Below are 13,471 nucleotides of genomic sequence, written 5' to 3' on the forward strand. Positions count from 1 at the left end.
CTAGCCTCTCAGGTTAAGTTCTTGCGCCGCACGCGGATGGTCGGACGTTAACGCATTCCATGCTTGGCGACGGACGCGCCACGCCAGGTCTTTGCGCACCCAGCGGCGATAGCTGCCGTATCGAGTGCCATACTCCTTGATGCGATCCTTCCATGCGCGTGTATCGCCCTCAATCAGTACCATTTCGTCAGGATCCTCACCTGACGCGGGCTCAGGCTCCGCTTCCGGCGTTTCTGCAGGATCATCGATAGCCTTAGCGGCAACTGCCATCATGGCCTTGCGCTGCAAATGGAAAGGCAAGTATGAATGGGCTTCCCCATCAAAGTCGAACCAGGGCACGGCGCTTTCCATATACCGCTCAACATTGTTGCCAATTTCTTCGCCTGTATCACCGGTTAGTGCTCGCTCGAACTGCTCTTCATCAATGCCTTCTCGAATCAGCGCCTTTATCGGGGAGACGTGCCCTGCAATGTCCGATTCTGCCAGCTTCAGGTTGTGCGCTATGGCGTAGTCGCGAAGCGCGTCAGCCCGGGGCGGCTTTTCGCGCACCACTTCAACGCTATTATTCACCACGAAGTGCATATCCTCCCAACGCAGAATAACGGCCTTTTGCTCGTCATAAATGCGCGATAGCACGGTCGACCCTTCCGCCTCCTCGGGGCGAATGGGTAGCGGGAAGTGCGGGCTTGGCAGCGAGTAATGGTAAACCGGGTAGCTTGCAGAGATATCCGTCTCCCGCTGTGCGGCCACGGCTGGGCACGCATCAGAATATACCGACACCGTCTTGCCGTTTCGCTCTTCGTCATCTTCAATTTTTGCAGCTGCAGCCAGGCATTCGTCATGCTTCGCGGTTCCTGGATAAACCACTTCACCTACCGGCACCAGTGCATGCAAAGGCGCGGTATCGAGGTCGCCGCCAACGTAACCGCGCGCTGAAGGCCGGTAGTTGGAAAGGCTTTCCTTGCTAACCACGTAGTAATTGCCGTTGGCGATCACAAAACACTCTGCAATAACAGGTGTTTCAGCCATCATGACGCCCTCACCTCTGGCAAACGCATCTGCTACGCCCTTGGGCATGCCGCCTGCGAGGCCTGACTGCTTGTTATACCCTTCAACCGCCTGGCTGCGCATTTGCGCGGCCATATCAACTTCAGCGTGCCATTCGTTTACTAGCTCTGCACTTTCGTCAACGTCAATATCGACATGCCCGTACCCAAGCCTGCCAATACGCAGCGCCTCAATTAGATCCGGCGCCCTGTTTTCACCTCGCTTAGCGCGATCGAGGAAGGTCGTAATCACGGCGCGCGCATCCAGCGGCGCCTCTCCCTCGTTGCGAACGATGGAACGGGATTGATAGTCGTAACCTGCCTGATAGAAGGTCGCCGCCTCTTCGATTTGACGCTGAATGCCGCGCTCCTTGATCTCAAGCTCAGCAAGCAGTGACTCATTCTTGGCGCGAGCGGAAGCGCTCATCTTGGGCTTGGAGAGGCGCGATCGCACTTTCTCGGACTGCCCCATAGCATTCATGAGCTGCCCCATCTTGCGGGCTATCCAGTCGCTAGCCTTGCTATTTTCGGCCAAAAACTGATTCTGCTTGGTGATGGTGTCCAGGTTGATACGCTGACGCTCACGGTTAGAGGTAGCCCGTCGCTCGGCATCCTTGGCCGCTATCGCCTCTTGTACGCGCGTAACGGCGTCGCCATCCCCTACCGCATCGATAAGCGCTTCCATCTGCTCGCGACTCATGCCGCCGCTAATGGCCAGGCTGTCGCCACCATCGGGCTTCATCATTTCACCGATCCAGTCTGCCTTGCTATTGACCAGAGAGCGCTTGGCCGTATCGAAGGTGCCGTCTGCATCGTAGTGATACACGGTGACCTGATCGGTTTTGTTGCCTTGGCGCACGCCGCGACCGTTGCGCTGGGTAAGGCTGTCCGGCGTCCAGCCGATCGTTAGGTGGTGGATGGCCTGTGTGCCCTTTTGCAGGTTAATGCCCACCTCGGCCTTTTCGTTAGCGATGATCGCGCGGTACTGGTTGCTTTCCCCCGGTGCGTTGAAGCCGTCCTGTACCGCCATGATCTCTTCAGGGCTGTTATTGCGCTGCCCTGTGACGATGGCAATAGCGGAAGAAGGCACGCCAGCGCGCCGCGACAACAGCCGGCGAATCTTGTTGTGCATGCCCAGCAGGTCGCAAAAGATAAGCTGCTTGGCGAAGGGGATTCGATTGCCTTCCGAGTCTACGCCGCGCGGCGTGGCTGCCTCGGTCTGAACGTTCTCGATCATGGCTGCCAGCTTAGGAGGAATCGATACATCCACCTCAACCTTGGCCTTGTCGGCCATGGCTTCAAAGCGATCTTGCGTAGAGGAGTTGACGGTATCCAGAACGATAGCGCCGTTTTCGATCCATGCCTTGACCGGCATCTTGTATTGACGGCCAACCACTTCGCGGCTTACATCGCGGATGGTTTTAACGCTTACGGCCTCCTCGGCAGTGGCATTAGGCCCCGGTCGCGTGCGCTGCTCGGTAGGCGGCTTGGCGTTCCATGTATTCACTAAGGCCTGCGCTTCCTCCATCTGCCCTTCACCAATCAGATAGCGAGAGACGCGCGCATCCAGATCAGGATCCGCAATCAGCATGGTCATCTTGTTAATCAAGTTAAAGGGGTGGCCGATCAGCTCCATTGATTCCCCAAACTTGCCCGCAACGCGCTCATACGAAGCAACGTCACCACGGTTCTGGCTACGCTCTGCCAGGGCATCAGCGGCGTAGCGGTATGCCTCCTTGTACTCTTCCAGCCGGACAATGGTTTCTTGCGGTAGCTGGATGGTGCTGGCTCTTTCAGGCGCCCCCGGCACCTTGATTTGCCCACCCACGTCATTAGCGTTCTTGATGGTGGCCACTTGGCGCAGTGCACCGCGTAGCATTTCGACGTTGTTGAGGCCCTTAAAGACGTTAATCGCGCGGCTTTCGCCGTCGATGGTCTCATCGTCTTCGTTCTCAATCTGGCATACCGCATCCATGAAACCGTCAGCGCCTGACGTGCCTACAAACAGATCGTTAACGCGATCGTGGCCCACCGCCAACGCCATCATGGAGTACATTTCTAGCGGGCTATTGGTGATAGGCGTTGCGGTCAGGGTGATAACGCCATCGCCACGGCTGCCACTGCCACCTCGAATGGCCCACGCCTTAGCCTGCGCATCGAGCCCACGAATCGACGCAGGGGAAAGAGACAAATACTTGCCGCCCGTGAAGTCCACGGTGGTCGCAGAGTTCTTGTAGGCGTGCGCTTCATCAATGACCAGGGAGTCGACCCCCATGTCTTCCAGATAAGGCGCGGCACCGCTCTTCTTGCCCAGCACATCGACAATGGTGGCTGCCTTGCCTTTGGCGCGCTCATCAGCTTTACGGTCTTCGCTTTCGGCAAAGGAGCTATCCGCACTGCGCATGTATTGCTCGTAGCGCTTGATCGTCTCGCCACGCAAGCGGATGCGCTGAAACGCTTCCATGGTCATGAATATCTTGCGGTGCCGGTTCTCCATCACGCGGCTTAGATCTTCATCGTAGGCTGCAGAGTCCACCTGCCCATCGCGGAGCCCCACATAGAGGCAATCATCAATACTGGCGTAGGCCTTGGCGCTCTCCTTTTGCCAGTTGGACAGCACCGAATTAGGCACAACAAAGAAGGTTTTCTTCTTAACGCCGATCGACTGCGCATACTGGGTTACCGCCAGCGCCGTAAAGGTCTTACCTAAACCAACATCGAACCCATTAATGCCGGAGAAGTCCCGCGCGCGTGAGCGCACGTAGGCGTTTTGATAGCCGTGTAGCTCAAGCTCTGGATTCATGCCTGGAATGGATAAGGGGCTTTCGTCCTCAGGCTGCGCAAAGCGGAGCTTTTTAGGGTCGTTTGCCTGGCTTTCAAGCCGCGATACGACGCCGCTGTTACCGCGCGCCCAGCCGTTAAACTGCTCATTGGCCTTATTGACCATGGCGCGCAGCTCGCGAATGCCTTCGGCGTCACCCATGTCCAGCTTGGTGCCGCCCAGCGTGATAGTGCCGTTTTTGAGGTAGGCGCTAACGCGACGAATCAGCTTTTCACGGTCGGTTAACTGGCTGCCTGGGATATCGAACTCAACGCGCGGTTCGCTGGTTTTCTCGTCAAAGGTGACGACGGCGCCAGGATGCACGAAACGGCGTAGGAACTCGGCCTTCTCCTCCATAGTGACGTAAGGGCTAAAGAGGTTGAAGGTAATGCGCGACACGTCAACGCGGTCAATACGCTCGCTGGCAGCTGCTTTTTGTCGCTGAAGCTTGGCGCGAACAGCATCATTGGGCGCTGACGCCATCTCTGCATCGATGCGCTTAACAAAGTCGCCATAGCTGCCAATGTAGTAGTCATCGGCACGGCATATCTGGCTGCCATCGGCAGACACGCACCAGTCGTCCGACTCAAACGGGCTAAAGCTATCGCCCAGCACCGTGCGGGCTTGCTCCAAGCTGACCCAGCTAGACTGATTCTCATACAGCAGGCCTTCAAAGCCATGCTCGGCGCTCACTTGGGCGACCGGCGCGTCTTGCACATCACCGCGCCATAGCGCGCTGTGACCACCCTTGCGGCTGTAGTGAGTCGTTAGCTCGCCAAGCCCGCGGCGTAGATCCCCATCCACGCCCTTGATTCGTTTAGCGACGGCCACGTGTCGCTGCATTGCTTCAGAGAGCTTGGCATAGCCGCTCAGGAAGTCGGTACCGCTGCCCCTGCCGTTCTCGTCTAAAACCTGTGTAACGGCAAGCCCCACCAGTCCAGGCGCCCACGCACGCTCGCGCGTATCGCTATCAGGCAGCTTGTCTAAGGCGGAAAGCGCAGAGGCTAGCCAACCGGGCATGTCCAGCGCTTGCGAGCTGTCACGCATGTACTGGCGAAGCGTAACGGCATCGTCATAGCTCATGCTGGCATCAAAGGCCGCATAGGCGTCTTTAAAGCGGGAGAGAAGCGCCTGTCCTGCGGTGTCGCCACCACTGGCAGCAAGTGCCTGCCATTCGCCGCCGTTAAGCACTAACGTCTGCCCTGCCTGGGTAATCGTATCCCCTTCACGGTAAACGATCGGCTGTGTCTCTGACGCCTCCAATAGCGCCCAGTCGACCCGGCTTCCTGGTAGACGGCGAATCATCTTAGCCACCTCGGGAATGCTGGCCGGGTTCTTTACGCGATCAACATCCCGGAACTTCTCGGGATCCTTGGGCACGAACTCGCCAAGAATGAAGCGCTTCCCTTCGCCCTTGAAATACTGCCCCTCAACAAACGCGCTCCACATGACGTTGGCGGAGGCAAGCGTGTCTGGCGATTGCTCCTGCAGTTCGGCTATCTTCTCGGCAGCCTCACGGCCGTATTTGCGGAAAAAGATAATGTCGGTGATCGTGTCGGCATCAGCAGCACCAAAGACGCTATTGGGAAGCCTGAAGGCGCCTAGAAACTCCCCTTTGATGCTTGCGCGCTGTCGCAGCTTAACCTCAGCCCCACCTCTCCCCGACACGCAGCGCGGCGGCACCAGGAAGGCCGCTAGGCCGCCTGGCTTCAATTTATCCAGTGACCGCAGGATAAAGTAGGCTTCCAGAGTCTCTTTCTGGTACTTGGGATCAAGGTTCTGATTGCCGCCGCGATCGGCAACGGTGCCAAACGGTACGTTGGTAACGACAGCATCATAGCTTTCGTCGGGTGTCGCGGCGGCCACCGCCTCAAAGGCGCTAATGGTTGTCGTGTAGCCGGGGCCTGAATTGACCAGGTCGTTAATGCTGCCTGACGTTTCGTCGAGCTCCACCGCGTCAACGGCCGCATTGCGTGGCGCTGCCGCACCAAAGACACCGGTGCCGCTAGCAGGATCCAGCACTTTCCCGCCGCTAAAGCCCATTGCGCCCAAGGCGTCCCAGATACCTTCAGCGATCGGCGTCGGGGTGTAATACTCGTAGGCAGAACCTTTCTTGCCATCCGCACCCACCAGTGCGCCACCGTTGCCCGAGTAGCCAGCCAATACGGCGCGGTCGTCGTCGGTCAGATCTTCATGCGCGAGCTCGCCAGACTGCACCCTGCTAAGCAGCTCAATAGCGGCGTCATTCGCCTTTTGGCGCTGCCCTTTGGTGCGCTTCTCGTCATGGCTATAAAGTCCGACCGTGGCCCGACGCGGCGCCTCGACAGACTCAGGCGGCTCGCGCTCAAGCTTCATGGCTTTAGCCGGGTCGCTAGCTACGGCGGTTGCCTTTAGCTCTGTGCGTATTTCATTTGCCCGCTTAACCAGCTTTAGCCTTTCGGCCATGCCAGAGAGCCCTTTGGGCAGCGAAATTAGGTCTTTTCTGACCCGGCCCAGCTCGGAGACCAGTCGCAGCCTTGCCATCATCGCGCGAGCGCCGCCACCGGCAGAGGCATCGTCAAAAATCTTCATTCCCTACTCCTTGGTTAAAGTTCTTCAGTGGCGCTCAGCATGGCCCGTTCGTAAGCGGCACCCGCTTGCTCTATCATTTCTTCTGTTTCAGCGTCTCCCGCTTGGCGCTCCATAATCGCCAGTATCTGGTCGGCAAGGTCGGGGGAGTGAATGTCGGGCACGGTGCCGTCGATGACGGACTGCAGGAACTCTCTGTCTTGGCGGCGCATGGTTTTCTCTTCGCTTTCAGGCGCCTCAGGCGCGTCATTGGCTGCGTCTGGCTCGGGGCTAGGCTCTTCTGTGGTTGCTGGCAGGCCAGCGCTTGCGGTTGGCAACCAGGCGTTAAGCTCGTCAATGGTCATTTCCTGCACGCTGCCCATGTTCCATCCAGCGGGATAGTTAGAGAGATAGCCTTGCTCAGCGGACTCCTTGGAGTCGAAGCCCAGCATGACCTTGTGCTCATCAAATTCACCGTCTTTACCGACCTGGTTGATAACGAAGACGCGCTCGCTTTCCAGATCGGGGCCAATGAACACGTCGACTTCATCACCATCGGCGCCCTTGGTGCCCTTGATGTAGCCATAGTCATGAGCGATCGACACCGACCACTGCTCACCCTCTTGGGTAGTGCTAGAGCGTTCGCTGCCTTTAGGGTTTTCAATGGCAATGTCCAGCCCTAAGAGGGAAATATCGCCTTTGGCATACTCGCCGGATTCCTTCTCTTCGCCGGTAGGCTCGGTATCGGTGGATTGCCGCGCTTGCTCAACCTCCTCTTCGGTAGGCGCTGGCGGTTCAGAGGCGGCGCCAAACATATCTAGCGATTCGATGGCGTAGCTGCCTTCGCCGTACTCCTTGTCCAGCTCCAGGTTGGCCGCTGCGATAATCTGCTCAAGCGTGGCTTTCTGGCTCTCGCCAAACATATCGACAGTCTGTCCACGCTCAGCCTCCTTGCGCACGAACTCGGCCATTGCGCGGAAGGCGACGCCTAGGCGTTTACCGCTTCGGTTGTTCTGATTGATAAACATCGCCATGGCAGCAGTTGCCGGCGGAATATCGCCGAATAGGCCAAGCTGGCTTATCACCTCTTCCACACTGGCGCCGTTCGCCTTCGCCTGGCGCACTAGGTTGGTAGCCTCAATGATGGCTTGCACAGCCTGCTCGTTTAGCGAGGTCTCAACGCTGTCCACGATCTGGCTAGTTAAGGCGTCGGTACCCACCTGGTCGGCGGCTTGCGCGCGGATGAATTCAGGCGCGCTGACGTTGAGTGCGCTGATAACGTTGGCCACCTCTGGCTTGCTGGCATCCGCCGTTAGCTCCAGGAGACGATCATCGTTATAGGCTTTAGAGAAGATGGCTGCCTGTACGCGAGCTATTAGCGCACCGGTCGGGTTGCCGTCAGTCGTCATATATTGGGCCGCTTCGGTGTCACCCAGCGACTGTAGAAAGCCGTTGATAAAGTCACGATTGGCAGCTGATAGCAGGTTGCCATCGTCGGCAAGCTTGGAAATGAGCGCTTCATCTAGGCGATCGGCATCGGCGCGGGCCTTCTCGGTACCGGTCATGCTCAATTTGTCGTCCTGGTTGGCCTCTACGGCAAACTCACGGCGATCAATCTGTGACGTTCGCACGCGCACAAGCACCGGCGCTTTCATGGCCTTGATGCGACCTGTATCGAGGTTGTAGTGGTGCGCCTCTTCCTCGAGCCATTCCCGGTACTCGTCGGCACTCCCGCTGCGATAGGCTTCCTGTATCGCCATTGTTCGACCATTGCCCGACTCGACTACACGATCTGGCCCCACGATGGGCGCTCCAGTGTCAGCGCGGCGCGTTCGGCCAAGGCTGTCGGGGTCAAGCTGCCTGGCTGTTTTCTTCACCCAGGCAATGGAAGCGTCACGTCCACGATCCCGTGGCTGCAGTTCTTCCGGAAAGGCGGGGTTGGGGTCGCCATTAATGTCATGAGAAGCGATTAGCTCGCTTGCTTCTACGACGGTAAAGCCGGTTTGCACCTCAGTGCCTTTAGCGGTCTTAACAATGTTTTCCGCGCCCTCGGGGGCAAGCTCGCCATCTTCATTGACCCCGATTAGCGCCTCGCTAGGCGTGAGCTCATCGGGTACGGCTTGGGGCTCGGGCGCGGCTTGGGGCTCAGGGGCCTGCTCTTCGCTTACGGGGGTAACCTGGCTAAGCGGCTTGGGAGCGAAATACAGATCTAATTCAACGCCAGCGCTGGTTAGCTCATCCACGCCAATGTAGCCAAGCTCGGGCTCTCCAGTGCCAGCATTCGCCAACCCAAACGCTTGCTCGGTACCGTTGCCCTTAGCGTCTTTTTCAGTGATATACCAGTCGCCACCGCCGCGGAAGTAGTGAAGATAAGCCGTAGCGCTATCGCCCTCTCCGTCTTGTTCGTAGGTTTCTGCCATACCGTCGATGATGCTGGCCAACACCTTGGCGCGGTCAATATAGGCAGCGGACTCCTCACCATTGCGAATAACGTCCGCCATGGCGCGATATTGCTGACGCGAAAGCCACGGGCGCAGCTCGTCTAAAAGGCTTAACCCTTCCTTGGCGGTTACCGGCTTGGGCGCGTTAAGGGCTGCATCTTCGGTTTCGATACTGGCTATTTCAATCTGCTTGGTCAGGCTGTCTAGCTCGGTTTCAAGCTCGCCAATCTCACCCTTTAGGCCGTCGATGTACTCAAGCCGCTCGGCACGCTTTTGGTTCATGCGCGCGAACGTCTTAGAGTTCTTTTCAGCCAGCCCCATGATGCGGCGCGCTACCTGCCGGATGGGTACGTCGCTGCCACGCTCGGGCGCCACGACGATGGTGATATCTTTCTTATTGAGCAGCCACTTCCAGCTAATAAGCTCATCGCTGGGCTTGAGCGCCTTCGTGGTGCCTGCGTCGGGGTTGTGAAACATGATGGTGACGGTTTGGCCGTCGCTTAGCTCAAAAATGGCCGCAACGTTAATCACCCCTTGCCGCTTAAAGGGGCTGGATACCTGCGAGGCCGCAACGCTGACGCTTTTACCAGAGGCGTTCATGATGCGCTCAATGGTCGTAATCTTGCGGCTCAGCATGGACCCGGTCGACACCAGGGCATCTAGCTCATAAACGGCGTCAGCATCTTCCAGGATGTCATCTAGCGTCACGCTGTCAAAGATCAAGCCGTCGTCAGAATCGGAGCGGCGAATACGGTAAAGCAGTTGATCCAGCGAGATGCCCAAAGGCACACCGCTTTGGTCGTTCCAGAGAACGGGAGGTGATGAAGCTGTCATCGCATAACCCCTATGGTTGGCGGGAAGGCGCATTGCGCGCATAGGGGTCATGCTATGGGAGAGATAAGGCGTTAATGCGCCTGCTTTTCCTGGTGGTTACCCTCCTGCAAAGACGTCAGGGGAGCCCGCCGCGACAGCAGACCCACAGTCCACGGCATCGCCCACGCGACCCAAGGGCTGCCCATTGACGTTGACGCTGCCTGAACCGCTAGCAAGCGCGCCTGCATGGCAAACCGGTGTTGGGTTGCAGTGCGTCTCCCAGCCATCGCCAACGCGGTGGGCTGGGATGCCATTAATCATTACATTGCCACTACCACTGGTGCTGTTGCGCGGCGGAAAGCCACCGTGCCCTGTACAGCTATCCCCTAATCTAGTCACGGCGGGCATCGACTTCACTCCTTAGCCGGTCTTTTCCGGCTGTCCAGTCTTGGTGAATTTCAATAAGGTAAGAGTTATAGGCTTGGGTGCCATCGGCCAGACTGGCTATTACGTCCAGGCGAAAGGCGCGCGTTTGCTCACGGCTGGGACGAAAATCAACCAGCTCCTCAGCGCTCTCCGGAAGGCTCTCCCAGTCGGGCGCGCGGACAATCTGGCCATCTTGCAGGTAGTCGATAAACTCAATAGGGAAAAGCCCGGCTAGGCTTGGCGATCGGATAGTGAGCTCGCTTGAACCACCCTCGACAACCAGTACGTCTTGCTCGGGCGTGATACTGCCTTCGTAGCCGGTCACCGCGATAGGTGCGGGCGCACCCGTTAAAGGGTCGACGCCCTCCACCTGAACGCTAATCGCGGTAGAAACAGGCCCTGACGTTTCAGGCAAGCTAAACAACACCTCTGGCAATGGCGACCATGTAGCGGTTGGCATAAACGTTAAGCGGCCGTTTCAGGCTTTAGCTCGGAAAGCTGCTTGCGGGCATCCTCGACCGCCTCTTTCAGAGCGTCGCGCTTCTCCTCCAGTTGCTTCTCCATGCGCGGCGCTGCCGTGGTCATTCGCTTGGGCAGCTTCACCTTCGCCTTGGCCATGCGTTTTTGAAATGCACTCCGGCCCTGATCCATGGCCCGTATGATCTCGCCGATCGCTTTAGCGTGATCGTCTTGGTTGGCCATAGGCATAACTTTGCGGTTCAGCATGACCTGGTAGATATCGCCCGGTCGCTTAATGCGCAGCTTGACCACTTGGCTGTCGCTAAACGTGATACTGATTTCTCGGTAGCTGACGCCGCTTGCGCGCTTGATGCGCGGATCCACGTCAACGCTCACGACATTGGCGCCCGCACGCTTGAAATACTTTTCGAGCACCTTTACCGACTTGTCTTTTTGCGTCAGATCATCAAACGAAAATAGTAGTTTTGCCATTTGGCGGACTCCTTAGTTGAGGTTGATCATGCTGGCTAGCTGTGTGATATCGCCTGGCGTTAAGGTGACCGTTGAGCTGCCCACTTGCAGCGTGATGCTGTCTTTGGCGCTGACGTGTACCAGCCCGCCCGACTGCAGGCGCATCTCGGCATCTGTCAGCAACTGCATGTTGGCGTGGTGCCAACGTCGCCAGCCGGTGTCGTTGCCAACGGTAGGGTTTCGCCAGCCGGTGATAAGCGGATAGCGCGGATCGCCCTGAATGAACTCTACCCAAACCTTGTCGCCCCCTAATATCTCAATCTCGGTCATGGTCTCATGCCGGGATTTGTCGCCAATGGGGTACTCAATCTCGGCAACAAGGCCGCTCTCGGCCCCGTCAGTGATGCCGGGTATATTGACTGTGCACGTTCGCGACGCACCATCGTAGCTCTCAATCACCGCTGGCCACTTGCCCGATAGTAGCCCGCTGCCATTAGCGCTCATCGCTCCCACCTCCCCAGCCAAACGCGCGTAAACTGCTCATTTTCGCCACCATCGGCACTGGGTGCGAACAGACTGGCGACCGTCATGGCGACCAGGGGCTTTCCCCCGATAACGCCGATCAGGTCACCCGCCGCAATCTCTTGGGTGTATTTCAGTCGTGTGGTTTTAGTCAGCACCAGGCAGCCGGTCATGTTGCGCAGTGAAATAGCATTAGCGCCTGGCTGGTAGCGCGCGGTACGCGCCTTGCCGCGATTGCCGTAAACAAATTCGCCATCGGCATCGACGCTATAAAACGTAGGAATATCGTGGCGCTCTAAAAAGCCTGATTGAACGTCATCAGAGGCGGAATCAACGATCTCCTCGACCGGTTCTTGATCAAACAGAGAGCCCAGGGCAATAAACGCCAGCTTCCCATCCCGCCACCGCACTACGCCACCCGCCTCCTGTAGCGCGCGGGCAATATGATAGGTGTGCGCTTCGCCAGCCAAGCACGTAAACCGCGGTACAGCGAAGTCTCCCTCAATGCCGCGCAAGGTGGCTCCGCACGCACGGTAAATATCAGAAAGTGTCGCGTTATGCTTAATAACGGCGCGCTCTTTGATAAAAGCGACTGGGGTTACTGGCTTTAGTGTCGCGACTAGGCGGACATAGCCCGCCATGCTCTCGCCTTGCATGCGCGCCTGCTGGATATGCTCACTCTTGATAATCTCCAGCTCGTCACCGCCGTAGGTAGTGATTGAGTGCCCCTCGGCAAACTCAGCTACGGTGTCGGTACCGACACGGATATCGGCCTCTAGCGTCAGAGGTATAGGCACAAGATCAGAGCGAAGCACCGCGCGGCGAATAAAGTCTCCCCTTATCCGCTGGTCGCCATTGTCACCAAAGTAGAGCTCCATGGGTCACACCGTCACGATAGGAAGGCAGAACACGCGACGCGGTAAATCGGCCTCCATTTGCATGATTTCACCGCCAACCTCGGAGCTTGAGCGCCCAAACACGTCAGCACCCATGCCGCGCGTAGCCTCCATTTGCAGCGCCGTCTCGCGCTCCACGTAGAGTATGAACAGCGGGCGAATTTCGGCCCACTCCGACAAGGTGATCTCAAGGCTGCCATCAATATCAGCACCCTCAACCAGGTGGGTTAGCTCTGCAAAGCCTGCGTAAAACGATACTGCCGCCACGGCCTGAGCCGTGACGGAATCAATGGGTAGGATGTTGGCAGCGCCACGCTCATTATCGGCGAAGCGCTGCACCAGGGTGGTAAGCGTGGACATTAGCGATAATCCGAGCTATTGCCTTCCACAATTTCACCAAAGTAATGGAAGAACATAGTGCCGGTGAAGGTGAGCACCTGGCTGCGGTTCTCCCAGTCGCGATCCGGGTCATCGATCTGCAGGAAGGCATCGGTAATTCGCTTGTAACGCAGGTAGCGTTCAGGCGTGCCCTCGTAAATCTTGGCGTTGAATGTGCCGCCATTGGCGATGATATCCACCAACATTTGATCAATACTGCCAGCGGTCACCTCCATAAAGGTCACAGCCCCTTGGTGGTTCACGCGAACCTGTTGAGGCTCCCATGCAGAGGCGCCCAGTGGCGTGGGGACTTCAATCTCGCCTTGAGTAGCCACGTTGGGCCACGGGCACTGGCGGGACAGTAGGTAGTTTTGCTCAAAGCCCTCAATCTCAAACGTGAAGTCAGAGTTAACGGCCTTTAGGCCCATGGCCTTGGTTTGGTCGTAAAACCCCTTCAAATAGGAGGCATTAGATACGGTCATAGCGAAGCTCTCAATAGATTGAAATGAGCCATGGCGTACCACGGCCTGAGTGCAAATCGTATCGCCTCACATTGCGCAGAAAGGGCCATTTTTCCCTGCTGAAAGGCGGCATAAGGCGGCTAATGGGTTGACCTGATAATGGATTCCAGGCGCTCAACATGCTTTATTA

Annotated in this window: 9 protein-coding genes; all 9 read right to left on the reverse strand. The window is 57.5% G+C overall.

Features of this window, described 5'->3' with window-relative positions:
* Entirely contained in the window at window positions 1-6,438 is a 6,438-nt protein-coding gene (locus V8L71_RS07810; protein ID WP_336273712.1) for an N-6 DNA methylase, read from the reverse strand.
* 14 nt (window positions 6,439-6,452) lie between these two features.
* On the reverse strand, window positions 6,453-9,689 hold the full coding sequence (locus V8L71_RS07815; protein ID WP_336273713.1) for a defense against restriction DarA-related protein: 3,237 nt from the start codon (window positions 9,687-9,689) through the stop codon (window positions 6,453-6,455).
* Window positions 9,690-9,785: 96 nt separating this feature from the next.
* Window positions 9,786-10,076 carry a PAAR domain-containing protein gene (locus V8L71_RS07820; protein WP_336273714.1) on the reverse strand — a complete coding sequence of 97 codons (291 nt, stop codon included), beginning with the start codon at window positions 10,074-10,076 and terminating at the stop codon, window positions 9,786-9,788.
* The gene (locus V8L71_RS07825; RefSeq protein ID WP_336273715.1) at window positions 10,060-10,554 is read right to left on the reverse strand and encodes a hypothetical protein; all 495 of its coding nucleotides are present in this window, start codon (window positions 10,552-10,554) and stop codon (window positions 10,060-10,062) included. Before V8L71_RS07825 ends, V8L71_RS07820 begins: the two co-directional genes overlap by 17 nt.
* Before the next feature lie 5 nt (window positions 10,555-10,559).
* The gene (locus tag V8L71_RS07830) at window positions 10,560-11,045 is read right to left on the reverse strand and encodes a defense against restriction DarA-related protein (RefSeq protein WP_336273716.1); all 486 of its coding nucleotides are present in this window, start codon (window positions 11,043-11,045) and stop codon (window positions 10,560-10,562) included.
* Window positions 11,046-11,057: 12 nt separating this feature from the next.
* Window positions 11,058-11,528: a hypothetical protein gene (locus tag V8L71_RS07835; RefSeq protein WP_336273717.1), complete on the reverse strand. Its 471-nt coding sequence runs from the start codon at window positions 11,526-11,528 to the stop codon at window positions 11,058-11,060.
* Window positions 11,525-12,424, reverse strand: a complete 900-nt coding sequence (locus V8L71_RS07840) for a hypothetical protein (RefSeq protein WP_336273718.1) — start codon at window positions 12,422-12,424, stop codon at window positions 11,525-11,527. Before V8L71_RS07840 ends, V8L71_RS07835 begins: the two co-directional genes overlap by 4 nt.
* Before the next feature lie 3 nt (window positions 12,425-12,427).
* Window positions 12,428-12,802, reverse strand: a complete 375-nt coding sequence (locus V8L71_RS07845) for a hypothetical protein (RefSeq protein ID WP_336273719.1) — start codon at window positions 12,800-12,802, stop codon at window positions 12,428-12,430.
* Complete coding sequence (locus V8L71_RS07850; protein WP_336273720.1) at window positions 12,802-13,302, reverse strand: hypothetical protein; 501 nt, start codon at window positions 13,300-13,302, stop codon at window positions 12,802-12,804. The genes V8L71_RS07845 and V8L71_RS07850 overlap by 1 nt, the downstream gene beginning before the upstream one ends.
* Window positions 13,303-13,471 lie beyond the last annotated feature (169 nt).

Origin of the sequence: Vreelandella indica (assembly GCF_037070225.1) — a bacterium.
Lineage (GTDB): Bacteria > Pseudomonadota > Gammaproteobacteria > Pseudomonadales > Halomonadaceae > Vreelandella > Vreelandella arctica.